At 63.3% G+C, this 23,439-nt stretch carries 22 protein-coding genes, 1 other RNA gene and 1 pseudogene; 12 read left to right on the top strand and 12 right to left on the bottom strand.

From position 1 onward, the window contains the following. The first annotated feature begins 69 nt into the window (after positions 1 to 69). Positions 70 to 166, top strand: an RNA gene (gene ffs, locus CAG11_RS16760) — signal recognition particle sRNA small type. A 232-nt stretch (positions 167 to 398) separates the two neighbouring features. On the opposite strand, the gene CAG11_RS16755 is transcribed toward ffs, so the two are convergent. Next, positions 399 to 1,454: a hypothetical protein gene (locus CAG11_RS16755; protein WP_085597128.1), complete on the bottom strand. Its 1,056-nt coding sequence runs from the start codon at positions 1,452 to 1,454 to the stop codon at positions 399 to 401. A gap of 173 nt (positions 1,455 to 1,627) precedes the next feature. On the opposite strand from CAG11_RS16755, the gene CAG11_RS16750 reads away from it, so the two are divergent. Continuing rightward, entirely contained in the window at positions 1,628 to 2,131 is a 504-nt protein-coding gene (locus CAG11_RS16750) for a GrpB family protein (protein ID WP_085597127.1), read from the top strand. Positions 2,132 to 2,146: 15 nt separating this feature from the next. On the opposite strand, the gene CAG11_RS16745 is transcribed toward CAG11_RS16750, so the two are convergent. After that, positions 2,147 to 3,013, bottom strand: a complete 867-nt coding sequence (locus CAG11_RS16745; protein WP_085597126.1) for a LysR family transcriptional regulator — start codon at positions 3,011 to 3,013, stop codon at positions 2,147 to 2,149. A 100-nt stretch (positions 3,014 to 3,113) separates the two neighbouring features. Between CAG11_RS16745 and CAG11_RS16740 the strand changes: the two genes are divergently transcribed. Beyond that, positions 3,114 to 4,037, top strand: a complete 924-nt coding sequence (locus CAG11_RS16740; RefSeq protein ID WP_256578521.1) for a DMT family transporter — start codon at positions 3,114 to 3,116, stop codon at positions 4,035 to 4,037. Positions 4,038 to 4,056: 19 nt separating this feature from the next. On the opposite strand, the gene CAG11_RS16735 is transcribed toward CAG11_RS16740, so the two are convergent. The 3 genes from CAG11_RS16735 to CAG11_RS16725 all read right to left on the bottom strand — a co-directional run bounded on the left by CAG11_RS16735 (position 4,057) and on the right by CAG11_RS16725 (position 5,924). Further along, entirely contained in the window at positions 4,057 to 4,950 is an 894-nt protein-coding gene (locus tag CAG11_RS16735; RefSeq protein WP_022643305.1) for a DUF2167 domain-containing protein, read from the bottom strand. 148 nt (positions 4,951 to 5,098) lie between these two features. Next, positions 5,099 to 5,470, bottom strand: a complete 372-nt coding sequence (locus tag CAG11_RS16730; protein ID WP_085597124.1) for a VOC family protein — start codon at positions 5,468 to 5,470, stop codon at positions 5,099 to 5,101. Between the two features lie 139 nt (positions 5,471 to 5,609). Further along, the gene (locus tag CAG11_RS16725) at positions 5,610 to 5,924 is read right to left on the bottom strand and encodes a helix-turn-helix domain-containing protein (protein ID WP_011060220.1); all 315 of its coding nucleotides are present in this window, start codon (positions 5,922 to 5,924) and stop codon (positions 5,610 to 5,612) included. A 441-nt stretch (positions 5,925 to 6,365) separates the two neighbouring features. Between CAG11_RS16725 and CAG11_RS34500 the strand changes: the two are divergent. From CAG11_RS34500 to CAG11_RS16715, 3 genes and pseudogenes are all read left to right on the top strand, one after another. Beyond that, positions 6,366 to 6,647 (top strand): annotated as a pseudogene (locus CAG11_RS34500) (PAS domain-containing protein); the annotation flags it as partial. A 186-nt stretch (positions 6,648 to 6,833) separates the two neighbouring features. Continuing rightward, entirely contained in the window at positions 6,834 to 7,931 is a 1,098-nt protein-coding gene (locus CAG11_RS16720) for a methyl-accepting chemotaxis protein (RefSeq protein WP_371857878.1), read from the top strand. Between the two features lie 18 nt (positions 7,932 to 7,949). Next, positions 7,950 to 9,683 (top strand): bifunctional diguanylate cyclase/phosphodiesterase, encoded by a 1,734-nt coding sequence (locus CAG11_RS16715; protein WP_085597122.1) that lies wholly within the window; start codon positions 7,950 to 7,952, stop codon positions 9,681 to 9,683. On the opposite strand, the gene CAG11_RS16710 is transcribed toward CAG11_RS16715, so the two are convergent. After that, positions 9,638 to 10,402, bottom strand: a complete 765-nt coding sequence (locus CAG11_RS16710) for an ABC transporter substrate-binding protein (protein ID WP_085597121.1) — start codon at positions 10,400 to 10,402, stop codon at positions 9,638 to 9,640. The two genes, CAG11_RS16715 and CAG11_RS16710, sit on opposite strands and share 46 nt — an antisense overlap. A 137-nt stretch (positions 10,403 to 10,539) precedes the next feature. Between CAG11_RS16710 and dnaX the strand changes: the two genes are divergently transcribed. The 5 genes from dnaX (at position 10,540) to CAG11_RS16685 (ending at position 16,221) form a co-directional block, all read left to right on the top strand. Further along, positions 10,540 to 12,660 carry a DNA polymerase III subunit gamma/tau gene (gene dnaX / locus CAG11_RS16705; protein WP_085597120.1) on the top strand — a complete coding sequence of 707 codons (2,121 nt, stop codon included), beginning with the start codon at positions 10,540 to 10,542 and terminating at the stop codon, positions 12,658 to 12,660. A 70-nt stretch (positions 12,661 to 12,730) separates the two neighbouring features. Continuing rightward, positions 12,731 to 13,069, top strand: coding sequence for a YbaB/EbfC family nucleoid-associated protein (locus CAG11_RS16700; RefSeq protein WP_031321305.1), 339 nt, complete (start codon positions 12,731 to 12,733; stop codon positions 13,067 to 13,069). 197 nt (positions 13,070 to 13,266) lie between these two features. Further along, positions 13,267 to 14,310, top strand: coding sequence for an NADP-dependent oxidoreductase (locus tag CAG11_RS16695; protein WP_085597119.1), 1,044 nt, complete (start codon positions 13,267 to 13,269; stop codon positions 14,308 to 14,310). Between the two features lie 57 nt (positions 14,311 to 14,367). Beyond that, positions 14,368 to 14,970: a recombination mediator RecR gene (gene recR, locus CAG11_RS16690; RefSeq protein ID WP_022643314.1), complete on the top strand. Its 603-nt coding sequence runs from the start codon at positions 14,368 to 14,370 to the stop codon at positions 14,968 to 14,970. Between the two features lie 102 nt (positions 14,971 to 15,072). Continuing rightward, positions 15,073 to 16,221, top strand: a complete 1,149-nt coding sequence (locus tag CAG11_RS16685; RefSeq protein WP_085597118.1) for an acyl-CoA dehydrogenase family protein — start codon at positions 15,073 to 15,075, stop codon at positions 16,219 to 16,221. A gap of 210 nt (positions 16,222 to 16,431) precedes the next feature. On the opposite strand, the gene CAG11_RS16680 is transcribed toward CAG11_RS16685, so the two are convergent. Further along, positions 16,432 to 16,980 carry an adenine phosphoribosyltransferase gene (locus CAG11_RS16680; RefSeq protein WP_022643316.1) on the bottom strand — a complete coding sequence of 183 codons (549 nt, stop codon included), beginning with the start codon at positions 16,978 to 16,980 and terminating at the stop codon, positions 16,432 to 16,434. Positions 16,981 to 17,062: 82 nt separating this feature from the next. Continuing rightward, positions 17,063 to 17,797, bottom strand: coding sequence for a fumarate/nitrate reduction transcriptional regulator Fnr (gene fnr, locus CAG11_RS16675; RefSeq protein WP_022643317.1), 735 nt, complete (start codon positions 17,795 to 17,797; stop codon positions 17,063 to 17,065). 153 nt (positions 17,798 to 17,950) lie between these two features. Here fnr and CAG11_RS16670 point away from each other — a divergent pair, with 153 nt between their 5' ends. Further along, a complete protein-coding gene (locus CAG11_RS16670; protein ID WP_085597117.1) occupies positions 17,951 to 18,430 on the top strand; it encodes a hypothetical protein in 480 nt (159 codons plus the stop codon). A 71-nt stretch (positions 18,431 to 18,501) separates the two neighbouring features. Here CAG11_RS16670 and hemN read toward each other — a convergent pair whose 3' ends face one another. The 4 genes from hemN to CAG11_RS16650 all read right to left on the bottom strand — a co-directional run bounded on the left by hemN (position 18,502) and on the right by CAG11_RS16650 (position 23,381). Beyond that, on the bottom strand, positions 18,502 to 19,884 hold the full coding sequence (hemN, locus tag CAG11_RS16665; protein ID WP_085597116.1) for an oxygen-independent coproporphyrinogen III oxidase: 1,383 nt from the start codon (positions 19,882 to 19,884) through the stop codon (positions 18,502 to 18,504). Positions 19,885 to 20,002: 118 nt separating this feature from the next. After that, positions 20,003 to 20,686 (bottom strand): sulfite exporter TauE/SafE family protein, encoded by a 684-nt coding sequence (locus CAG11_RS16660; protein WP_085597115.1) that lies wholly within the window; start codon positions 20,684 to 20,686, stop codon positions 20,003 to 20,005. Then, positions 20,679 to 20,909: a cbb3-type cytochrome oxidase assembly protein CcoS gene (gene ccoS, locus CAG11_RS16655; protein ID WP_031321309.1), complete on the bottom strand. Its 231-nt coding sequence runs from the start codon at positions 20,907 to 20,909 to the stop codon at positions 20,679 to 20,681. The genes CAG11_RS16660 and ccoS overlap by 8 nt, the downstream gene beginning before the upstream one ends. Before the next feature lie 21 nt (positions 20,910 to 20,930). Beyond that, the gene (locus tag CAG11_RS16650) at positions 20,931 to 23,381 is read right to left on the bottom strand and encodes a heavy metal translocating P-type ATPase (RefSeq protein WP_085597114.1); all 2,451 of its coding nucleotides are present in this window, start codon (positions 23,379 to 23,381) and stop codon (positions 20,931 to 20,933) included. Positions 23,382 to 23,439 lie beyond the last annotated feature (58 nt).

Genomic DNA, 23,439 nt, shown 5'->3' with positions numbered 1-23,439 from the left:
GTTGTATCTTCAACTCAGATAGGTACAATGGCGCGGCTCGCCGTCAGGTGAGCGTCGTTATGGTGGCCCCATCGGTCCCCCCGCAACGATTACCCGTTAACCTGGTCAGGCCCGGAAGGGAGCAGCCACAGCGGGAACATTGTGTGCCGGGGTGTGGCTGGTGGGGCTGCCTCCAATCATCTAGATGATTGAGTCTCAACGAATTCAAAGGCTTTAGCGCGTGTTTGGGCCTTGTTTCGTATCTTTTCCAATCCTGCATACCCCTATCTTCGACTGCTCATCGTTGAGTCAAGTCGCAGGACTGCTTCGTTTCCATTTTAAAAGACCTCTCTGCGCTAGTTCGGAGAACGAACTGCGGAAGAATCAGCAACGGTCGCAGTTGTTCTTGGCGTGGCGACTCAGAGGCCGGGATCAAACAGCGATTTGCTGGAATCCAATGGTTTTCTGAGGTGGAGAGGAATGCCATCCAGTTTGCTGAAATCAGGTTTGAGCTTTTTACCTCCCTTGGGCGCAGGCGCTGCTGGCTTGGCCTCCGGAGCGGCGGCAGGCGATCCTGTTGTACCTTCAAGACCGATCATGTGTTTGAGCTGGAGCAGGTTGGCCTGGGCGAGATTGTCATAGATCTTCGCGCAAGCGCTGTCCAATGATGGGGGCCGGCGTGCGCTGGGCAGGTTCGCATAGGCGTTGAGGCAGATGTAGAACAGGTCGTTGGTCCAGGTGGTCATTTCGGTAATGCGCTGGACCGCTTCGGCAATTGCCTGCACGTCTGCGGCAGGAAGAGTGGTGGCAGGCGCGGCACTCAGGGTTGCTGCGCTGGAGGTTTGCACCATTGCTTGCTGCGCTTGCTTGAGCTGGGCCTGCATGACGTCGATATTGCCTTGCATGGTTTTGGCATCTTCACTGCCAGCGGTCATTTTGGCCAATTTGTCCTGAGCGTCCTTGATTATCTTGCTCTGGTCGAGCAGGTATTGGCTGTTGGCGGTCGAACTGGCGCTGGTCAGGGCCACGGCGGGGCCCTTGGCTACACCGGTGAGTTGCTCGATTGCAAGAATGGCGACGGTGTTGCGTTGGTTGCGGGTCATGTACATCTGATACATGTCGGCAGTTATCGCCCCATTGGCATAAGCCTGGCACACGGCAAACAGCTGGTCGCGCAGGAGCTGGATGGATTGGGTACGCAGGCCAATACTGGCTCCGGACTGCTGGTACGCGGCAGACAGCGCCGCGATATCTTCCTTGGACGCCGTGCCTGATGCTGCGAATGTCTTCAAGGCGTCGGGGCTGGGCTCGGGGCAGATGATCCGGACGTCCTGAAGGACGTTGTTGACCAACTCCTTGCGCTCGATACCTGTTATGACTCGATCCTCTGCCTGGAGAGTCCGGGTCGATAGGCGGGCGGTGGTGCAGCCCGACAACAAAGCTAGGCAAAGAGCTGTTGACAAGGCTCGTTTCATCGAATTCCCTTCCGTTGGATCATGGTTTTTCATGTTCTGCCGGAGTCTAGATGCAGTCAGAAGATCGATATGGCGCTTCGCCATATTGCTGACGAGTGGCAAGTGCCGAAGCACTCGCGAGGGTGTAGTAGTGCCCTGGATAATCGAAACGAACGCACATCCAAGGAGTGAACATGGCGTTGACCAGCAAGATTTCCCCCTACGACCCGCGATGGCCCCTGTCATTCGCCGCGGAGCGCAAGCGCATTGCGCCGGGTTTTGTCGGCGAGCTGCTGGACATTCATCACGTGGGCAGTACTGCGGTGGCCGGGCTTGCGGCCAAGCCGGAAATCGATGTGCTGCTGGTGGTCGCGCAGCATCGGGACGAGGCGCTGCGCCAGGCTTTCATGGCGACCCTGGGTTATGTCCGGGGCAGCGACTTGTCTGCCGGGCATCATTTCTATCGGCGGGACGTCGATGGGGTGCGGACCCACAAGGTGCATGTGTGCCTGGCGGGGCATGGGCAAATCCGGCGGATGCTGGGGTTTCGCGACCTGTTGCGCAGTGACCCCGGCCTGCGCCAGCGCTATCAGGAACTGAAGCTGCAACTGGAAGCCAGTAACCGCGACGGTATCGGTGAGTATCTTGCACGCAAGGCGCCTTTCATTGATGCAGTGATGGAGGGCTGTCGATCGTGACCGCTCAGGGTTCGCTCATGCGCCGAGTTTCTCGCGCAGCAGCTGGGCGAAGGCATCCCGGGCGCGGTGCTGCTGCACGTCTTGATGCCAGACAAAACGGTTGTCCACCGGCGCCAGGTCATCGAAGCGTTGCACGGTCAGGGTCGAGGACTGCGCATAGCGCTCCAGCACGCCTTCGGGGATCAGCGACACTCCCACACCCGCGCTGACGCAGCCGATGATGGTGCCCCAGCTGGCATAACCGGTGATCGGCAGGTTCAGGCCGTGCTTGCCGAGCCAGTTCTCCAGGGCGCGGCGATAGGGGCAACCGACTGGCCACATGAACAGGTGCTGGCCTTGCAGGTCGCTGGCGCTGTGGATCGGAGCGCTGCCGGCACTGGAAATCAGCACCAGGGGTTCGTGGTAGAGCACGGTTTGCTGCAGTTTCGCCGGCAGGGTATCGATGGCCACCAGGGCGCCGTCGATGCGCTGGTGGCGCAATTCTTCGAAGAGTTGCGACCAGGTGCCGGTGACCAGTTCTACGCTGACTTGTGGGTAGCGCCGGTGATATTCGGCCAGCAGCGGGGGCAGGCGGCCGCCTGCGCAGGACTCGATCGAACCCAGGCGCAGCAGGCCGCTGGGCCCGGCCTGGCTGTCGACCGCGCGCCGGGCCTCATCCACCAGGGCGAGGATGCGCTCGCTGTAGCCGAGGAAGATTTCCCCGGCCGGGCTGATCTTCAGGCCGCGCCCGATGCGAGTGAACAAGGGAGTGCCCAGCTCGTTTTCCAGCTGCTTGAGGCGGTTGGTGATATTGGACGGCACGCAGTGCAGCTGCTCGGCCGCGCGAGCGATGCTGCCGAAGCGGGCCACGGCCTGCACCATCTTCAATTGAGTCAGTTCCATCGTTCATTTCCAGTGAGCAATGGGCTCAGTATTGATCAATTGTGATGAGCTTTCGAGGGCGCGACACTGTAGTTCCCTACCTTGCCTGGAAGTTTGTCTCGTGAAGATCTCGCCCTCGCTGAAACTGGTTCTGGCCACGGCCATGGTCATCTTGTGCTGGGCCTATTCGCCGGTGGGCATCCATATCGGCCTTAAGGGCTACAGTCCCGGGCACCTGGCGTTGCTGCGCTTTCTCATCGCTTCGGTATTCATGGTCGGCATTGCACTGGTTGCAGGTATTTCCCTGCCGCGCTGGCGCGATATGCCCTGGTTGCTGGTGCTGGGGTTCTTCGCCATCGCCCTGCATCACGTCAGCCTCAACTACGGACAGCAGGGTTTGAGTGCTGGCGCGTCCAGCGTGTTGGCGCAATCGGCACCGATCTTCAGCACCCTGATCGCGTTTTCCTGGCTCAAGGAGCCGGTCAGTGCCTGGCGCTGGAGTTGTGTGGCGCTGGGCCTGGTGGGCGCATTGCTGGTGGTGGCTGGTGATCGCGGCCTGGGTTCGATCCAGCCGCAGGGCTTGCTGGTGCTGCTGGCGGCTTTTTCCTGGGGGTTGTATTTCGTGCTGCTGCGGCGCTTTTCCGGGCGCCACGGGCTCTTGACCACCACTTGCTACATGGTCTGGGGCGGTACCTTGCTGTTGGCGGTGTACACCCCGGGCCTGGCCCAGGCCGTTGTCCAGGCGCCCTTGCGGGTGAACCTGGCGGTGCTGTTGCTGGGGGTGTTTCCCAGCGCGCTGGCCTACCTGGCCTGGGCCTATGTGCTGGCGCGGGTCGAGGTCAGCCGGGCATCGATCGCCATGTACCTGATCCCGCCGGTGGCGATGTTGTTGGCCGCGGTCGTCTTGGGCGAGACGTTGCGCTCCGGGGTGGTGCTGGGGGCGGCGGTGGTGCTGGGCAGTGTGATGGCGATGCAGTTGGAGGGGCGCTGGCGCTGGCGCAGGAGCGCCAGTGCGCGGGCCGTGAGCGACAAGGCCCCGGTTTGACGGGGCCTTGTGCAGTGGATCAGCTTTTCTTCTTGAACAGTCGGCCGATGAAGGCGACGACGGCAAGCACGCCGATGACGATGAACTTCTTGCCCGCCAGGAGCAGGACCCCGAGCTTGGCGAACAGTCCGGCCTTACTGGCGATACCGCCGGCCACCAGGGCTGCCAGGCCATAGGTGGCCAGCTTGTCGGTGCTCGGGTTGTAGTCGGCGTAGCGGTTGCCGTCGGTGAAGTTGGTGAAGGCCAGCACCTTGGGAATCTCGCGCTTGATGGTGGGCAGGTCCTGCATGGAAGCGACCGCATTGAGTTCCAGCACGCCTTCACGGCCCAGCACGCGGATGCTGTAGTTCAGGGTGTTGCTTTCAGCGCCTTCGGCCTTGAGTTCGCGGGCCCAGTACATCTTGTGCGATTGCGCGTCATAGCTTGGCTGCTCGGCCCAGCCCAGCAGGTGGATGGCACCGTAGCCCTGTTCCTTGCGTTCTTTGTTGTCTTCCTCGTCCGCGGCCTGCATTTCTTTGAGCAGGTCCTGGTAGTCGATCTTCGCTGCATCGTCGTCGGAGATGTGGCCGTCATTCTTGTAGCTGATGATCACTCCCCAGCCTTCGGCGGCCAGCGGGCTGACGGCGCTGGGCACGATCATGCCCAGGGTGGTGAAGCCGGGCGGGTTGCCCCAGCCTTCGGTCAGCAGCTTCTCGGTGTCCTTGGGAGTGAGGTAGTAGAACTCTTTGCTCAGGTCGAGGCTGGCGATATCGCCAGGTAGCTTGATGTTGCCGTGGCGTGGCGAGAGCGAGGCGAGAAACTGTTCGGCAGTCTGGGTTTCGGCGTCCTTGGTGTCGGGCGTGTCGGCAGCGTTGGCCAAGAATGGAGTGGCGCAGAGCACGACCATGGCCATGAGGTGACGCAGGTACTTCATCGTATTCCCTTACATTTTGTGACAAGTGATAGGCGCGCAAGGATAGCGATGAGCCGCGTGCTGCTCAATGCAATGTTTCCATTTATTTCCGATGACTGGCAGAAGGGCAGCCCAAGGGCGGCGATTGCGCCCTTGGGGAACAAACGGATCAGTTCGCGGTGAGGAACAGCACTCGCAGGCGGTGTCCATCCGGGTCGAGGGCGAGCAGGGTGTAGCCGAAACCCGTCACGGTCGGCTCCTGGACGATGGGGATGCCCAGCGCCTGCCAGTGACGATGCAGTTCATCCACGGCTTCGCGGCTGTCCACGGCCCAGCCCAGTTCGCCGCCGCCGGCCAGTACCTGGGATTCGGGTCTGACGACCTGGCGGGACCAGAGCCCGAGCTTGATTCCCGAGTCGAGGATGAACAGGGTGAAATCCGCCGAAGCCTGCACCGGCTGTTTGTCCAGCAGCCGGCTGTAGAAGTCGGCGCTGGCGATGGGGCTATCCACGTAGAGCAAAAAATAGGTGTTGGTGATCATCATGACTCCTGGGGGGCTGGATTGGAGCGGCAGCTTATGCGCCGAGTCCGTCAGTTCCTGTCAGGAGTCGCAAGGTGAAAAAGAGACCTGCTCGCAAGGGGGGGCGAGCAGGCCTCTCTTGGTCGATTGACTGCGGGGCTCAAGGCTTGGACAAGGCCTGGTCTACCGCTGCTATCAGCTTTCCCAGATCCTTCGGGGTGGCTTTGTGAATGACACCGAACAAATAAGCCCGCTGTTCCTCTTCATCACCCAGATCGGCGAAGAAGGCTTTCAGCTTCACTCCCAGTACTTCGGCCAATAGAAATAGAGCTTCAACGCTGGGGGTGTAGGTGCCGGTTTCGAAGCGGCTGATGGTTTTGGGGTCAAAACCGGTTTTTTCACCTAGTTCAGCCTGAGTAAGCCCCGCTACCTTTCGATAGCGCTTGATGGCTGCACCCAAACTTGAAATTTGCATCGCTCAATTCCCATTTAGAATCAAGAACTTAACGATAAATATTGGCATTAGACAACACCATGTTTCATCACCTTGCTTTGCAAAATGTGATGCATTTCGTAGAATCGGCGCTTCGGACAGGTATTTGGTGATCTAGTTTCAGAAGGCAGGTTTATGAAACAAGAAATCATTGCATTTCCCTTGTTCACCTAAACCCAGGACTTGGCAGAGGCTCGAACGTCTCGTAATCCCGCCAACACTCCGTCCGCCGCCTCCATCTGACGCCTTACCTGATCCTAGTTGATCTATGTCGCACCGACGGTCAACCGCGGCGCAAACCCGCTGTACGGCTGCAATCAGGGCGTATCTTCCGATTGAGTCGTACCGCCAGGAAAGTAATCGCCAATCAATTAATGCCGGCTCCGGCAACTATTGATTGCAGGCTGTCTATGGAGTTCTAAAGTGCGTCTCAATTTGCCGGTCAACTCTATCGAGCAGACCTTTCCCGACCAGCAGCGGCTTATCTCCGCCACCGACACCAGCAGTCACATCACGTACTGCAATGCCGAGTTCGCCGCCATGAGCGGCTTCAGCCAGGCCGAACTGATCGGCAGCACCCACAACCTGGTGCGGCATCCGGATATGCCGGCTGCGGTGTTCGAATCCATGTGGCGCTATCTCAAGGCCGGGCGCAGTTGGATGGGAGTGGTGAAGAACCGCTGCAAGAACGGCAACTTCTATTGGGTCAGCGCCTATGTCACGCCGATCCTCGAGGACGGGCGATTGGTGGGGTATGAGTCGGTGCGGGTCAAGCCGACCCGCGAGCAGGTAAGCCGTGCCGAGGTCCTGTATGCAAGGTTGCGTGCCGACAAATCACCGGTCCCGGCCTGGCGGCGCCTGGAGGCTGGCGCCCGGCCTTTGTTGCTGCCCATGGCCGTAGCCACGGCCTGCCTCGCGGCATTCAATTGGTTGCCGACCCTGGCGGCCCAGGGCCTGACGCTGGCCGGCTTCCTCGGCGTCGGTCTGTTGGCCCAGCGTCGCTTGGGACGACAACTCAAGGAGATCGTCAGCAGCACGCCGAACACCTTCGCCGATCCGATCTGCGCCCTGGCCTATAGCGAATCCCTTGGTCCGGCGGCGCAGCTGCAGATGATCCTGGTGAGCGAGGAGGCACGGTTGAAAACCGCCTTGACCCGCCTCAGCGACCTGGCCCGGCAGATGGCGGAAGCGGCGGCCGATTCCAGCCAGTTGTCCAGCCGCACCGAGACCGCTCTTCTGGAGCAGCGAGCGGAAACCGACATGACCGCCGCTGCTATGACCCAGATGGCCGCTTCGATCACCGAAGTCGCCGAGCATGTGCAACACACCGCCAGCCAAGCCCATACCGCCAACCTGCTGGCACAGCAGGGCAGCGAGGTGGCAGGCACTTCCCGTGACGCTATCCAGGTGCTGGCGCGCACGGTCACCCAGATCAACCAAGCGGTTGGGGACCTGGCCGGGCAGACCCAGGACATCATGGTGGCGGCGAGCATGATCCAGGCGATCGCCGACCAGACCAACCTGCTGGCCCTGAATGCGGCGATCGAGGCCGCGAGGGCCGGCGAACAAGGACGCGGGTTCGCCGTGGTGGCCGACGAGGTGCGGGCCCTGGCCGGCAAGACCCGGGAATCCACCGAGCAGATCCAGGGCATCATCCACAGCCTGCGGGCCGGGGCCGACGAAGCGGTGCAGATCGCCAGCCTGGGGATCGAGGAGGCCGAGCAGGGGGTGCAGCAGGTATTGCAGGCGCAGCAGGCCTTGCAAGGCATCGGCGCCGCGGTCGAGCGCATCACCGACATGAGCCAGCAGATGGCCGCCGCTTCGCAGGAGCAGTCCCATGTAGCCGAATCGGTGTCGGAACAGATCAACAGTGTCGCCGCCACGGTGCAGCGCACTGCCGAGAACGCCAGCGCCGGGGTGCTGCGTGGCGCCGAGCTGGAAAACATCTCTTCCGGGCTGCATGCCCTGGTCGAGCGGTTCAACCGCTAGCGACAGTGAGTTCGACTCATGGATGAGAAATACCGCAGGGCCGTCGATGCCGCCGCCATTTTTTCCGAAACCGACCTGGCCGGACGCATCACCTATGTCAACGACCTGTTCTGCCAGGTCTCGGGCTACAGCCGCGAAGAGCTGATCGGCGCCGACCACAGCATGCTCAGCTCCGGACTCCATGCTCCGGAGTTCTTCGCCGGGCTGTGGAGCACCATCACCCGGGGCCAGGTATGGAAGGGCGAGATCTGCAACCGCGCCAAGGACGGTAGCCTGTACTGGGTCGATAGCACCATGGTGCCGCTGGTGGACCCGCGTTCGGGGCGCGTGGTGCGCTATGTCTCGATTCGTTTCGATGTCAGCGAAAAACGCCAGCTCCTGCATTCACTGCAATGGCGGGTCGGGCATGACGTGCTCACTGGGCTGCCCAATCGCGCGTTCCTCTCCGACCGACTGCACCAGGCCCTGGAGTTCTCCCGCCAGGAAGAAATTCCCCTGGCGGTATGCATGCTCGACCTTGATGGCTTCAAGGCGGTCAACGACGGTTATGGCCATGCCTGTGGCGACCTGCTGCTGGTGGAAGTGGCCGCGCGGCTGCGCTCGATCATTCGTGGCGAAGACGTGGTGGCGCGCCTGGGGGGCGACGAGTTCGTGCTGATCCTGCGTTACGTGCGCGACATGCTGGAGTTGCGCGCCGCGCTGCAACGGGTGCTGGCCACCATTTCCCAGCCTTATTCGATCCAGGGCAAGGACATCAATGTCTTCGCCAGTATCGGCGTGACCCTGTTTCCTGCCGACAACCAGGATGCCGACACCCTGCTGCGCCATGCCGATCAGGCCATGTACGTGGCCAAGCAGAGCGGCCGCAACCGCTTCCACCTGTTCGATGTATTGCGCGATCGCGAGGTGATGGTCACCTACCAGACTGTCGAACAGGTGCGCCAGGCCCTGGATGGCGGGCAGTTGCGGTTGTTCTTCCAGCCCAAGGTGAACATGCGCAGCGGGACCGTGGTGGGCCTGGAGGCCATGTTGCGCTGGCAGCATCCGCAGCGCGGATTGCTGGCGGCCCACGAGTTCCTGCCCCAGGTGGAAGAGACCGACTTGATCGTCGATATCGGCGAATGGGTCATGGATGGCGTGATGGACCAGTTGCAATCCTGGCAGGCCGCCGGGCAGCAGTGGCCGGTCAGCCTGAATGTCGCCGCCCGGCATTTCCAGCGGGCGGATTTCGTCGAGCGGCTCAAGGGCATGCTCGATCGTTATCCGGACGTTTCTCCAGCCTTGCTGGACCTGGAAATCGTCGAGTCGGTGGCCATCGATAACATCCGCAAGGTCAGCGATTGCCTGGATGCCTGCCAGGGTTTTGGCGTGCAGTTCTCCCTGGGCGACTTCGGCACCGGGCATTCGTCCCTGAGCTATCTCAAGCACCTGCGGACCCAGACCATCAAGATCGACCGCTTGTTCGTGCGCGACATGCTCCACGACCAGGACGACCAGGCGCTGGTCCAGGCCCTGGTGGGGTTGGCCCAGGCGTTTGGCCGCCAGGTGGTGGCCGAGGGCCTGGAAAGCCTGGCCCATGGCGAGCGCCTGATGGCCCTGGGCTGCGAGGTGGCCATGGGCGACTTCATCGCCGCGCCGATGCCGGCGGGCGCCGTGCTGGAGTGGGCCCGTCGCTATCTGCCGCCGCCAGCCTGGCGCGTCGGTTCTCAGGGCGTGGCCGAGGCTTGCGCGGGCGGGTTGGAGTCGACGTAGCGCTGGACGATGGCATCGATTTCGCCGGATTCCTTCATTTGCCGCAGGGTACCCAGGATCTCTTCGCCCGGTACGACCGGATCATTGCGCACATAACAACCCACGGCCTGGTCCTGCACCAGGGCGACCCCATGCAGCGGGTTGTCGCTGGCCTGGGTCTTGTTGAACCAGTCCAGGGTCCACTGGCTGGCGATGGCGTAGCGGTAGCGGCCCACCACCAGCTTCTGCAGTACCTGCTGCTCGTTGCGCGCGTCATCGCGAATCAGCAGGTTGGCGTCGAACAGTGGCTGCAAGGGGGCATAGGTATAGCTAAGGACGGTGCCGATGTGCTGGCGCGGCAGGTCGCCGAGCTTGACGACGGCGGGTATCGGGCTGGTGCTCACCAGCAAGTTGCGCTGGCGGAACAGCGGGGCGCTCCACAGGTAGTCGGCGGACGGGTCCGGCAGCCAGGCAGGGGCGGCGTAGCAGCGCACGTCGACTTCGCCCTGGGCCATGGCCTTCTGTATCCGGGCCCGGGCCAGGACATGGAATTCGGCACGCAGGCCCAGATGCCTGGCCAGGCTGTCCATGGTGTCGTAGAGAATGCCGCCGCTGGGGCGACCGTCCTCCAGCGCGACGGTCGGCATGGCCCAGCTGTCGGCGACGGCGAAGCGCAGGGGTGGCTCCGTGGCATGCAGGCTGCCGCAGAGCAGAAGCAGGGCGCCTGGGGTCCAGCGCATAGAGTCTCCGGGTATCGGCGAGCGGGCAATCCTTGGCAAAAGGCAGCTTAGACAGATTAGACGAGCGCGCCGGATGCAATTTCGCCCTTGCTCCGCTAGCATTACCGGCTTCCGCTTTCCAGTTGCGACGGTTTTCGATGAGTTATCAGGTTCTTGCACGTAAATGGCGTCCGCGCTCGTTCCGCGAAATGGTCGGCCAGACCCATGTGCTCAAGGCTCTGATCAATGCCTTGGACAGCCAGCGGCTGCACCATGCCTATCTGTTTACCGGCACCCGCGGGGTGGGCAAGACCACCATCGCGCGGATCATTGCCAAATGCCTGAATTGTGAAACGGGTATCACTTCCACCCCGTGCGGCACCTGTTCGGTGTGCACCGAGATCGACGAAGGGCGCTTCGTCGACCTGATCGAGATCGACGCCGCGAGCCGGACCAAGGTCGAGGACACCCGCGAACTGCTGGACAACGTGCAGTACGCCCCGAGCCGCGGGCGCTTCAAGGTCTACCTGATCGACGAAGTGCACATGCTCTCCAGCCACTCGTTCAACGCTCTGCTCAAGACCCTCGAGGAGCCGCCGCCCTACGTCAAGTTCATCCTGGCGACCACCGATCCGCAGAAACTGCCGGCGACCATCCTGTCCCGCTGCCTGCAGTTCTCCCTGAAAAACATGACCCCCGAGCGGGTGGTCGAGCACTTGAGCCATGTGCTGGGTGTGGAGAACGTGCCGTTCGAGGACGACGCCCTGTGGCTGCTGGGCCGCGCCGCCGATGGTTCGATGCGCGACGCCATGAGCCTCACCGACCAGGCCATCGCCTTTGGCGAGGGCAAGGTCATGGCCGCCGATGTGCGAGCGATGCTCGGCACCCTCGATCACGGCCAGGTCTACGATGTGCTCCATGGGCTGATCGAGGGCGATGCCAAGGCTCTGCTGGAGGCGGTACGCCACTTGGCGGAGCAGGGGCCGGACTGGAACGGCGTGCTCTCGGAGATCCTCAACGTGCTGCACCGGGTGGCCATCGCCCAGGCGCTGCCCGAGGGCGTCGACAACGGCCACGGCGATCGCGAGCGCGTGCTGGCCCTGGCCCAGGCCCTGCCGGCCGAAGACGTACAGTTCTATTACCAGATGGGCCTGATTGGCCGGCGCGACCTGCCCCTGGCGCCGGACCCGCGTGGCGGTTTCGAAATGGTCCTGCTGCGGATGCTGGCCTTCCGGCCGGCGGATACCGCGGATGCACCGAGACAACCGCTAAAGCCAGTGGGGATCAGCCAGGCCACAGTTGATTCCGCCCAAGCCGTGGCGGCGCCAGCAGCGGTCGAGTCCGTTGCCGCGCCTGTGGCCAGTGTGCCGCTCGCTTCGGCCCCTGCCGCCTCTCCTGCTGCGCAGCCGGTAGCCGATCCGGCCGCTGCGCCAACGCCAATACCTGCGCCAGCACCTGAGCCGACCCCGGCCCCGGTCGAAGCCGAGCCTGAACCTGAGCCGGTACAGGCCGAAGAGGTGGTCGACCTGCCGTGGAACGACCCGGTGGAGCCGCCGCTGGAGCAACAGCCGGCCGTGGAGCCGATGCTGGATGTCATCGCCGAACCACCGGAGCTGCCAGCCGTCCTGACCCCGGTGCCGGACAGCGTGGTGCCGGACGTCCCGGAGTGGGCCAGTGCGCCGATGCCCGAGCCGAGCGTGGCCGAGGTGGATGCCGCGACCCCGGGGATCGACCTGGACGACGAGCCACCGCTGGACGAGGACTACATCGAGCCGGACATGGATTCGGCCTACAGCTACCTCGATGAACTGGCCAGCGAGCACACCGCCGAGCCAGCACCGGAACCCGAGCCGGAGCCGGCCGCCATGCCGGCCACCGGCCTGGCCCTGGAGTGGCTGGAACTGTTTCCGAAGCTGCCTATTTCCGGGATGACTGGCAGTATTGCCGCCAACTGCACCCTGATCGCGGTGGACGGTGACCAGTGGCTGCTGCACCTGGACCCGGCCCATAGCGCGCTGTTCAACGCCACCCAGCAGCGCCGCCTCAACGAGGCACTGAACCAGTACCACGGGCGTACGCTGACGCTGAACATCGAACTGATCAAGCCCGAGCAGGAAACCCCGGCCCAGGCCGCCTCCCGGCGTCGCGCCGACCGTCAGCGCGAGGCGGAGGAATCGATTCATGGCGATCCGTTCATCCAGCGGATGGTCCAGGAGTTCGGTGCGGTGGTGCGCCACGATACCATTGAACCTGTCGAGGCCCCGGCCGCGCAGGGTTGAGCATTTAACTTAAAGGGCGCCGGCCAAGGGCCGGGCGCCGTTCTCATCACCATACTTTGAGGTAATTACCATGATGAAAGGTGGCATGGCCGGCCTGATGAAGCAGGCGCAGCAGATGCAGGAAAAGATGGCCAAGATGCAGGAAGAACTGGCCAACGCCGAAGTCACTGGCAAGGCCGGTGGCGACATGGTCAGCGTGGTCATGACCGGCCGTCATGACATCAAGCGCGTGAGCATCGACCCGAGCCTGCTGGAAGGCGTCAGCGACGACGACCGCGAAGTGCTGGAAGACTTGTTCGCTGCAGCGGTGAACGACGCCGTGCGCAAGATCGAAGCCAACAGCCAGGAAAAGATGTCCGGCATGACCGCCGGCATGCAGCTGCCTCCGGGCATGAAGCTGCCTTTCTGATTCGCTGCGGCGTATCGGATTGCAACGAACAATGCCAGGCCCGGAGCCTGGCATTTTTTTGCCCGTCGATTGGCCCGGCGGGGCCCTAGCGCCCCGTGCGCCACTGCGGCCAGGGGCAGAAACATCGAACACCGGTGCCAGGCCATGGTCTGCACCCTATACAGTCTTGTCCATTCATCGATAACGGAGTGTCTGTGATGCCGCAAACAATGACCCTCAATCAGCGTGTGGTACTGGTGTCGCGCCCCCAGGGCGCGCCGGTTCCGGAGAACTTTCGCCTGGAGCGGGTGGCGCTGCCGGAGCTGGCGGACGGCCAGGTGCTGCTCAAGACCCTGTACCTGTCCCTGGACCCCTATATGCGTGGCCGCATGAGCGATGCGCCATCTTACGCGGCACCGGTGGAGATCGACGAAGTCATGACCGGTGGTGCCGTGAGCCGGGTCGAGCGTTCGCTGAATCCCAAGTTCCAGGAAGGCGACCTGGTGGTGGGCGCCACCGGCTGGCAGAGTCACTGCATCAGCGATGGGCGCAACCTGGTGCCAGTACCGGCGGGCTTGCCCAGCCCGTCCATGGCCCTGGGAGTGCTGGGCATGCCCGGCATGACCGCCTACATGGGGTTGATGGACATCGGCCAGCCCAAGGCCGGGGAGACCCTGGTGGTGGCTGCGGCATCCGGGGCGGTGGGCTCGGTGGTGGGGCAGGTGGCCAAGCTCAAGGGGTTGCGGGTGGTGGGAGTCGCCGGTGGGGCCGACAAATGCCGCTACGTGGTGGAGGAACTGGGATTCGATGCCTGCATCGATCACCAGAGCCCGGAATTCGCCGACGAGCTGGCCCAGGCGTGCTTCAAGGGCGTGGATATCTATTTCGAGAACGTCGGCGGCAAGGTGTTCGATGCGGTGCTGCCGTTGCTCAATGACAAGGCACGCATCCCCTTGTGTGGCCTGATTGCCCAGTACAACGCCCGGGAGTTGCCGGCGGGGCCGGATCGCCTGCCGCTGCTGCAACGCAGCCTGCTGACCAAGCGGGTACGCATCCAGGGGTTCATCGTGTTCGACGACTACGGTGATCGCCAACCGGAGTTCATCAAGGCCATGGCGCCTTGGGTGCGCGAGGGCAAGGTCAAGTTCAAGGAGGATGTGGTCGAAGGCCTGGAGCAGGCGCCGCAAGCGTTCATCGGCCTGCTGGAAGGGCGCAACTTCGGCAAGCTGGTGGTCAAGGTCGCCACCGACGGCAGCATTTGACGCTATCCCGGGGCGCGGGTATAAACCGCGTCTCGTCGTTTTGTCGGACCTTTGCCCATGAGCTTCAGCCCCCTGATTCGCCAACTGATCGATGCCTTGCGCACCTTGCCCGGGGTGGGGCAGAAAACTGCCCAGCGCATGGCCCTGCAACTGCTCGAGCGTGATCGCAGCGGCGGCTTGCGCCTGGCCCAGGCCCTGAGCCAGGCCATGGATGGGGTGGGGCATTGCCGCCAGTGCCGGACCCTGACCGAAGACGAGCTCTGCCCGCAGTGCGCCGATCCGCGACGCGACGACAGCCTGCTGTGTGTGGTCGAGGGGCCGATGGATGTCTACGCGGTGGAGCAGACCGGCTATCGCGGTCGCTATTTCGTGCTCAAGGGGCATCTCTCGCCCCTGGATGGCCTGGGTCCGGAAGCCATCGGCATTCCGCAATTGCTGGCGCGGATCGAAGAGCAGGGCACCTTTAGCGAGGTCATCCTGGCCACCAACCCCACGGTGGAAGGCGAAGCCACCGCCCATTACATCGCCCAGCTGTTGACCGACAAGGGCCTGATCGCTTCGCGGATCGCCCACGGCGTGCCCCTGGGGGGCGAGCTGGAACTGGTGGACGGCGGCACCCTGGCCCACTCCTTCGCCGGACGCAAGCCCATCACCCTGTAACCCGATCCGTCTGCCGGCCCGCCGGCGGACGGTTGCTTGCGCTCTCTTGAAAACCAAGCAAGCGCTTGGTAAGTTCATCCGACCCTTCAGAGGAGCTTGCCGATGTCTGCCTGCCAGGAATACTTCGATCCCAGCCACCAACTGATCCGTGACAGCGTGCGACGTTTCGTCGAGCGCGAGATCCTCCCCGACATCGAACAGTGGGAGGAGGCCGAGAGCTTTCCCCGTGAGTTGTATCTCAAGGCCGGCGCGGCCGGCATTCTCGGTATCGGTTATCCGCAGGTCCTGGGGGGCAGCCATGAAGGCGATCTGTTCGCCAAGGTCGCCGCCAGCGAAGAGTTGATGCGCAGCGGTTCCGGTGGGCTGGTGGCGGGATTGGGGTCGCTGGATATCGGCTTGCCGCCCATCGTCAAGTGGGCGCGTCCCGAGGTTCGCGAGCGTGTGGCGCCCCTGGTGCTGTCCGGGGAGAAGATTTGCGCCCTGGCGGTAACCGAACCCGGTGGCGGTTCCGACGTGGCCAACCTGCAGACCCGCGCAGTGCGCGACGGCGATCATTATCGCGTCAGCGGCAGCAAGACTTTCATTACCAGTGGCGTGCGCGCCGACTTCTACACCGTGGCCGTGCGTACCGGTGAGCCGGGTTATGGCGGTATCAGCCTGCTGTTGATCGAGAAGGGCACGCCTGGCTTCACCGTGGGCCGGCAGTTGAAGAAGATGGGATGGTGGGCGTCTGATACCGCCGAGCTGTTCTTCGAGGACTGCCGGGTCCCGGTGTGCAACCTGATCGGTGTCGAGAACATGGGGTTCGCCTGCATCATGGGCAATTTCCAGAGCGAACGCCTGGCCCTGGCGTTGATGGCCAACATGACTGCGCAGATGGCTGTGGAAGAGAGCCTGAAGTGGGCACGCGAGCGCGAGGCGTTCGGCAAGCCAGTGGCCAAGTTCCAGGTGATCAAGCATCGCCTGGCGGAAATGGCCACGGCCGTGGAGGTATCCCGGGAGTTCACCTACCGCCAGGCGGCCAAGATGGCCGCCGGCAAGAGCGTGATCAAGGAAATCTCCATGGCCAAGAACTTCGCCACCGACACTGCCGATCGCGTCACCTACGATGCCGTGCAGATCCTCGGTGGCATGGGTTACATGCGCGAGAGCCTGGTGGAGCGCCTGTATCGCGACAATCGCATCCTGTCCATCGGCGGTGGCACCCGCGAGGTGATGAACGAAATCATCAGCAAGCAGATGGGGCTCTAGCCAGGTTCGGGAATCACCAGCGGGCCACGGTCTTCGTCACTGATGAACAGCGTCAGCGACTGCGCCGGTTCAATGGCCCTGGCGGGCGTCGAACCGGTAGATGGCTGCGGCAACCGCTATCGGACTATGCCCAGACGGCCCGCCGGTGGGCCCGGTGCTTGGTGTGGCTGCTGGTATGAGGCGCCGCCCCCGGGGGGCGGCATGCCGGGATCAGCGTTCGGTCAGGGAGAACTGGGTCAGGCAGAAGGTCGGGATGCCCATGTCCTGGAGCTTTTGCGATCCGCCAAGTTCTGGCAGGTCGATGATGGCTGCAGCTTCATGGATCTTCGCGCCCATGCGTCGTACCAGGTTGGCAGCGGCGATCAGCGTGCCGCCGGTGGCGATCAGGTCATCGAACATCAGCACCGAGTCACCCTCGCACAGGCTATCGGCATGGACTTCGAGGAAGGCTTCGCCGTATTCGGTCTGGTAGCCCTCGGCCAATACATCCGCAGGCAGTTTGCCTTGTTTGCGAAACAGGATCAGCGGCTTGTTCAGCTGGTAGGCGATGATCGAACCGATCAGGAAGCCCCGGGCATCCATGGCGCCGATATGGCTGAAGTCTTCTTCGACATAGCGCTGGGCGAAACTGTCGGCCACCAGGCGCAGGGCCCGTGGAGACTGGAACAGGGGGGTGATGTCGCGGAAGATCACGCCCGGCTTCGGGAAGTCGATGACGGGGCGGATCAGGGATTTGATGTCGAAGGAGTCGAAGGCCATCTGCAGGTGTCCTGGCGGGCGAAATAAGCCGCGCCAGTATACCCGCGACCGAGCCGCTTGGCTCAGTCGCAGCGCCTGTGGATCAGGCGTCCACCGAGCCGCCGGCCAGGGCGCAGAGCTGGATCGGATCGAGGATGTGGACTTCCTTGCCTTCGGCGGCAATCAGTTCGTTCTGCTGGAAGCGGGTGAACACTCGGGACACGGTTTCCACGGCCAGGCCCAGGTAGTTGCCGATTTCGTTGCGCGACATGCTCAGGCGGAACTGGTTGGCGGAAAAACCCCTGGCACGGAAGCGCGCCGACAGGTTCACCAGGAAGGTGGCGATGCGTTCGTCAGCGGTCTTTTTCGACAACAGCAGCATCATCTGTTGGTCATCGCGGATCTCGCGGCTCATGACCCGCATCAACTGGCGACGCAGCTGGGGCAGCTGCAATGCCAGCTCATCCAGGCGCTCGAAGGGGATCTCGCAGACCGAGGTGGTTTCCAGGGCCTGTGCCGAAACCGGATGGCTCTCGGTATCCATGCCGGACAACCCCACCAGCTCGCTGGGGAGGTGGAAGCCGGTGATCTGTTCTTCGCCGCTGTCGCTGAGGCTGAAGGTTTTCAGGGCGCCCGAGCGGACGGCATAGACCGAGTCGAAGCCATCACCCTGACGGAACAGGAATTCGCCTTTTTTCAATGGGCGGCCACGTTTGACGATTTCGTCCAGCGCGTCCATGTCTTCCAGATTCAGAGAAAGTGGCAGGCAGAGAGGGGCCAGGCTGCAGTCCTTGCAATGGGCCTGGTTATGAGCGCGCAGTTTAACTGGCTCGGACATTCTAGAATCCTTGTGGGAAAGCACACATAAGCCGTAAGGGTAACTCACGGGAGGAGGTTCCGGCCAGTCCGTGCCGTGTTGACGATCAGTCGTAAAGCAATCCTTTAATGGGTCGATAGCCTGTAAACGAAAGCAACTTGGAGAGGCGCGGTTATGTCGTCCGTTGGCGGTATTACTAATGGCAGCAATAACTTGCAGCTGTTTTCTGAGTCCTCGAAAAGCGTTGATGGTGAAGAACTAAGGGTTTCTCCGTTAGTTGCCGAGCCGTTACCGGGGGAGGGCGTCAAAGTGTCGCTGTCCGGAGCTGGGCTGAAGAAATCCTCCAAGGCTGCCGGGGACGACAGCGACATCGAGGAAAGTGGCTTGCCCCAGACCATTCAGCAAATCCTCAAGATGATCAGGAAATTGCAACAACAGATTTCAGAGAAGATGGCCGAGCTACAGGCGGTCATGGCCGACAAGCGCTTGAGCCCCGAAGAAGCCAGGATCAAGGTCGGTGGCCTGCAAGCGGACCTGGCGACTCTGAACAGTGGCTTGCTGTCTGCCAATGCCTCCCTGGTCAAGGCGATGAGGCAGGAAAGCCTGACCCCGGAGCAAGTGATGAAGGCCGCTGCGTTGCTGATGAAATCCTAGTGACGCTACGAAAGCGAGCCGGGCTTCGATCATGTTTTGGTGTCGATGTCCGGCAAGTTTTCGTCCCCGTCTTAAATTACCCGGGAAAACCGCTGGCGGTTTTGTTGGCCCAGGTAAGCGTCGAACACCATGCATACCGAACGTACCAGCAGGCGACCTGCCGGCAATACCGTAATGCCTTGGTCGTTTAGTTCGATCAGGCCATCGTCTGCCATCTCCTGCAAGTTTGCCCATAGTTCATGGAAATAACCGCGGAAGTCGATATTGAATGCCTGTTCGATGTTTTCGAACTTGAGACTAAAGTTGCATATCAGTTGTTGAATTATTTCACGGCGCAGACGGTCATCGGCATTGCAAACCAAGCCGCGACTTGTCGCTAGTTGTGCCCCCGCCAAAGTATTTTGATAGTGGGCCAGGTCACTGCTGTTCTGGCAGTACAGGTCGCCGATCTGGCTGATGGCCGAAACCCCCAGGCCGATCAGGTCGCAATGGCCGTGGGTGGTATAGCCCTGGAAGTTGCGTTGCAGGGTCGACTCTTCCTGGGCAATGGCCAGCTCGTCGTCGGGCAGGGCGAAATGATCCATGCCGATGTAGCGGTACCCGGCGGCGGTCAGTTGTTCGATGCTGCGTTGCAGCATCTGCAGTTTTTCCGCGGGGGCCGGCAGTTCGCTGCTGTTGATCCGGCGCTGTGGCATGAAGCGCTCGGGCAGGTGAGCGTAGTTGAATACCGAGAGCCGATCCGGTTGCAGGCTGATGACCTCGTCCACGGTCCGGGCGAAGTTCTCCGGCGTCTGCTTGGGCAGGCCATAGATCAAGTCGATGTTGATGGAGCGGAACTGCAGGGTCCGGGCCGCCTCGATCACCGCGCGGGTTTCCTCCAGGCTCTGCAAGCGGTTGACCGCACGTTGCACGGCCGGGTCCAGGTCCTGCAAGCCGATACTGACTCGGTTGAACCCCAGCTCCCGCAACAGGCCCATGGTCGACCAATCGGCCTCCCTGGGGTCGATCTCGATACCGTAGTCGCCGGAATCATCGTCGAGCAGGTTGAAGTGCTTGCGCAGCAAGGCCATCAGATGGCGCAACTCGTCATGGTTGAGAAAGGTCGGGGTGCCGCCACCGAAGTGCAGTTGCTCGACCCGCTGGTTCGGGGCCAGGTGGCAGGCGATCAATTGCATCTCCTGCTCCAGCCGCTGCAGGTAGGGCAGCGCGCGGCTACGGTCCTTGGTGATGACCTTGTTGCAGGCGCAGTAGTAGCAGATGTTGGCGCAGAACGGGATGTGCACGTACAGCGACAGCGGGCGCTGGGCCTTGCGGCTGTCGCGCAGTGCGTGCAGCAGGTCGAAGGCGCCGACCTGGCTGTTGAATTGCACAGCGGTCGGGTACGAGGTGTAGCGTGGGCCCGCCAGGTCGTAGCGGCGGATCAGATCTGTGTCCCAACGAATGGCGTCGAGCATGCGGGAATTCCCCCGGATAGGCTGGCAATGCTCGCGAGTCTAGGGGGTAGGGGCTGAAGCCATCTTGATTTGTATCAAGGGTGTTCCCAGGCGGCTGGGGTAGTGCTCCGCGAAGGTTTCAGTGGCCCATCAACCAGTGCTGGTGTGGACCTGGCAGGGTCCAGATGCCGAACAGCATGACCAGCAGGCCGCCAGCCAGGCGCACGCTGCGACGGCGCAGCAGGGCCGTGACCCGTTCCGCCGCCAGGCCGGTGGCCAGCAGTACCGGCCAGGTGCCCAGGCCGAAGGCCAGCATCAGCAGAGCGCTGTCCAGGGCATTGCCCTGGCTCGCCGACCACAGCAGGGTGCTATATACCAGGCCGCAGGGCAGCCAGCCCCAGAGTGCGCCGAGTACCAGGGCCCGCGGCAGGCTAGACACCGGCAGCAGGCGACTGGCCAGGGGCTGGATATGCCGCCACAAACCCTTGCCCAGTGCCTCGATACGGGTCAGGCCGCTCCACCAGCCGGCCAGGTACAGGCCCATGGCGATCAGCAGCAGGCCGGCCAGGGTGCGCATGAACAGGGCCACGGGGCTGTTGGCCACCGCCCAGCCCGCCAGGCCCAGCAGCAGGCCGGCCAGGGAGTAGCTGAGGATGCGCCCCAGGTTGTAGGCCAATAGCAGGCGCAGGCGCCGCCCACGTTGTTCCTGGGGGATGGCCAGGGTCAGTGCGCCCATCAGGCCTCCGCACATGCCCAGGCAGTGGCCGCCGCCGAGGAGGCCGAGGATCACTGCGGAAACCAGCAGCGGGGCCAGCTCAAGCATGGGGCGGTTCCGATTTCTTGGCTGGATCCTGCTCGGCGGCCGGTTGGCCCTTGGCGGCATCCACCGCGGCGGTGTGGCTTGGATCCTGGTCGTCGAACAGGATGCTGTGGGCCGGGCCGTCGAGGTCGTCGTACTGGCCGCTGTCGACGGCCCAGAAGAAGATGTAGATGGCGATGGCCACGATCAGCAGGGCGGCCGGGATCATCACGTAAAGAGCTGGCATCTGGACTCCAGGCCCGGCGGCTCAGGCCGGCAGCGGGCGGGTTGCGGGGGCTTCGGCGCCGTCGGCCAGCCGCGGCATGCGGGTCAGGCGCAGGGCGTTGAGCACCACGGTCAGGGAACTGATGGACATGCCGACCGCGGCCCACACCGGAGTGATCCAGCCAAGGGCGGCGAACGGCAGCATCAGGCCATTGTACAGCCCCGCCCACAGCAGGTTCTCGATGATCACCCGGCGAGTCCGGCGAGCCAGGCTGAAGGCCTGTACCAGGGCTTCCAGGCGATTGGACAGCAGCACCGCATCGGCGCTGGTCTTGGCCAGGTCGGTGGCCGAGCCCATGGCCACGCTGATGTCGGCGGCGGCCAGCACCGGCACGTCATTGACCCCGTCGCCGAGCATCAGCACCTTGCGGCCCTGCTGGTGCAACTGTTGCAACACTTGCAGCTTGTCGTCAGGGCGCAGGCCGCCGCGGGCTTCGTCGATCTGCAATTGCGCGGCGACGCTGGCGACCATCGGCGAGCTGTCCCCGGACAGCAGCAAGGTGTGCCAGTCACGGGCCTTGCAGGCTGCCAGCAGGGCCGGGGCATCGCTGCGCAGGCGGTCGTCGAGCACCAGCCAGGCGAGGGCACCCTGGGTATCGCCGAGCAGCAACCACTGGCCGGCTTCATCGGGCATTTGCGGTACCGCGCAACCGCTGAGCTGGCAGACGAACGCTGGCTGGCCGATACGCAGGCGCTGGCTCTGGACCGATCCTTCCAGGCCCAGCCCCGGGCTGCTGGTGACATCCTCGGCGGCCACCGGTGCCCGGCCGAACGCCCTGGCAATCGGATGTTCGGAACGGTTTTCCAGGGCCGCGGCCAGGCTCAGGCAAGCATCGCCGGACAGGCTGCCAAGCGGGCGGATGGCGCGCAGGGCCAGGCGGCCTTCGGTCAGGGTGCCGGTCTTGTCGAAGATCACCGTATCGATCTGGTTCAGGCCTTCGAGGACATGGCCACGGGTCAGCAGCAGGCCAAGCTTGTGCAGGGTGCCAGTGGCGGCGGTGAGGGCCGTGGGTGTGGCCAGGGACAGCGCGCAGGGGCAAGTGGCGACCAGCATCGCCAGGACGATCCAGAAGGCCCGTGGCGCGTCCAGTTGCCACCAAAGCAAACCGATGGCGGCTGCGGCTATCAGCGACAGCAGCAGAAACCACTGGGCGGCGCGATCGGCCACTTCGGCCAGGCGGGGCTTTTCGGCCTGGGCCCGGTCCAGCAGGCGAACGATGGCCGACAGGCGAGTGTCCTGGCCCAGGGCCTGGACCTCCACGGTCAATGCCCCCTCGACGTTCAAGGTTCCGGCGGTGACGGTATCGCCCAGGCCCCGGGGTTGTGGCAGGTATTCGCCGGTGAGCAGCGATTCGTCGACGCTCGACTGGCCGTCGAGGATCTTGCCGTCTGCCGGCAACACCGCGCCGGGATGCACCAGCACTTGGTCGCCCAGGCGCAATTCGCTGAGCAGGATGCGTTCGCTCTGGCCGTTTGCGTCCAGGCGCAGGCAGGAGGCCGGTAGCAGGTTGACCAGTTGCGCAGTGGCCGCCGCGGTCCGTTCCCGGGCCCGGCGCTCCAGGTAGCGGCCGGCGAGGAGGAACAGGGCGAACATGCCCACTGCGTCGAAATACAGCTCGCCGACTCCGCTGATGGAGGTCCAGATGCCCGCCAGGTAGGCCCCGCCGATGGCCAGGGAAACCGAGACGTCCATGGTCAGGTGGCGAGTGCGCAGGTCACGCATCGCACCCTTGAAGAACGGCGCACAGCTGTAGAAGACGATAGGAGTGGTGAGGAACAGCGCGACCCAGCGCAGGATGGTGTGCAGCTCCGGGCTCAGGTCGATGTTGAATTCCGGCCAGGTGGCCATGGTCGCCATCATTGCCTGGAACCACAGCAGGCCGGCCACGCCCAGTTGGCGTAGAGCCAGGCGGTTCTCGCCAGCCAGCTGCTCGCTGGCTTTGTCCGGCTGGTAGGGATGGGCGGCGTAGCCGATCTGGCGCAGCTGCGCGAGCAACTGGCTCAAGGGCAGCTCGCTGTCGGCCCAGCTCACGTGCAGGCGATGATTGGACAGGTTGAGCCGGGCTTCGGCCACTGCCGGCAGGCTGCGCAGGTGCTTTTCGATCAACCAGCCGCAGGCGGCGCAACTGATGCCTTCCATGAGCAGGGTGGTCTGCGCCAGTTCGCCCTCATGGCGGACGAAGGGCTGTTGCACATCGGCGCGATCGTACAGCGCCAGTTCGTCCACCAGTTGTACCGGCAAGGCCTCGGGGTTGGCGGATGCTTCACTGCGGTGGCTGTAGTAGTGCTCCAGGCCACCGGCAACTATCGCCTCCGCGACCGCCTGGCAACCCGGGCAGCAGAACTCCCTGGATTCGCCGAGCACGACGGCGGTGAACCGGCTGCCGGGAGGAACCGGCAGGGCACAGTGGTAGCAAGGCAGTGGCGTGGTCATCGGTAGTCTTTTGGCTCTGGGAAAAACTCATCGCCGGCCAGTCGACTCCTGCCTGGGG

Source organism: Pseudomonas sp. B6(2017), from assembly GCF_002112765.1.
Classification (GTDB): Bacteria; Pseudomonadota; Gammaproteobacteria; order Pseudomonadales; family Pseudomonadaceae; genus Aquipseudomonas; species Aquipseudomonas piscis.
This window is presented reverse-complemented; position numbering and strand designations above follow the sequence as displayed.

Bases quoted from the DNA above. Each gene is read 5' to 3' on its own strand.
- CAG11_RS16735 (WP_022643305.1), bottom strand. From the start codon at position 4,950: ATGAAGTACCTGCGTCACCTCATGGCCATGGTCGTGCTCTGCGCCACT.
- CAG11_RS16670 (WP_085597117.1), top strand. From the start codon at position 17,951: ATGTCGTCCGTTGGCGGTATTACTAATGGCAGCAATAACTTGCAGCTG.
- fnr (WP_022643317.1), bottom strand. From the start codon at position 17,797: ATGTCCGAGCCAGTTAAACTGCGCGCTCATAACCAGGCCCATTGCAAG.
- CAG11_RS16660 (WP_085597115.1), bottom strand. From the start codon at position 20,686: ATGCTTGAGCTGGCCCCGCTGCTGGTTTCCGCAGTGATCCTCGGCCTC.
- CAG11_RS16650 (WP_085597114.1), bottom strand. From the start codon at position 23,381: ATGACCACGCCACTGCCTTGCTACCACTGTGCCCTGCCGGTTCCTCCC.
- CAG11_RS16700 (WP_031321305.1), top strand. From the start codon at position 12,731: ATGATGAAAGGTGGCATGGCCGGCCTGATGAAGCAGGCGCAGCAGATG.
- CAG11_RS16685 (WP_085597118.1), top strand. From the start codon at position 15,073: ATGTCTGCCTGCCAGGAATACTTCGATCCCAGCCACCAACTGATCCGT.
- dnaX (WP_085597120.1), top strand. From the start codon at position 10,540: ATGAGTTATCAGGTTCTTGCACGTAAATGGCGTCCGCGCTCGTTCCGC.
- CAG11_RS16680 (WP_022643316.1), bottom strand. From the start codon at position 16,980: ATGGCCTTCGACTCCTTCGACATCAAATCCCTGATCCGCCCCGTCATC.
- CAG11_RS16695 (WP_085597119.1), top strand. From the start codon at position 13,267: ATGCCGCAAACAATGACCCTCAATCAGCGTGTGGTACTGGTGTCGCGC.
- CAG11_RS16745 (WP_085597126.1), bottom strand. From the start codon at position 3,013: ATGGAACTGACTCAATTGAAGATGGTGCAGGCCGTGGCCCGCTTCGGC.
- CAG11_RS16730 (WP_085597124.1), bottom strand. From the start codon at position 5,470: ATGATCACCAACACCTATTTTTTGCTCTACGTGGATAGCCCCATCGCC.
- hemN (WP_085597116.1), bottom strand. From the start codon at position 19,884: ATGCTCGACGCCATTCGTTGGGACACAGATCTGATCCGCCGCTACGAC.
- CAG11_RS16755 (WP_085597128.1), bottom strand. From the start codon at position 1,454: ATGAAACGAGCCTTGTCAACAGCTCTTTGCCTAGCTTTGTTGTCGGGC.
- CAG11_RS16750 (WP_085597127.1), top strand. From the start codon at position 1,628: ATGGCGTTGACCAGCAAGATTTCCCCCTACGACCCGCGATGGCCCCTG.
- CAG11_RS16725 (WP_011060220.1), bottom strand. From the start codon at position 5,924: ATGCAAATTTCAAGTTTGGGTGCAGCCATCAAGCGCTATCGAAAGGTA.
- CAG11_RS16720 (WP_371857878.1), top strand. From the start codon at position 6,834: ATGGCCGTAGCCACGGCCTGCCTCGCGGCATTCAATTGGTTGCCGACC.
- recR (WP_022643314.1), top strand. From the start codon at position 14,368: ATGAGCTTCAGCCCCCTGATTCGCCAACTGATCGATGCCTTGCGCACC.
- ccoS (WP_031321309.1), bottom strand. From the start codon at position 20,909: ATGCCAGCTCTTTACGTGATGATCCCGGCCGCCCTGCTGATCGTGGCC.
- CAG11_RS16715 (WP_085597122.1), top strand. From the start codon at position 7,950: ATGGATGAGAAATACCGCAGGGCCGTCGATGCCGCCGCCATTTTTTCC.
- CAG11_RS16710 (WP_085597121.1), bottom strand. From the start codon at position 10,402: ATGCGCTGGACCCCAGGCGCCCTGCTTCTGCTCTGCGGCAGCCTGCAT.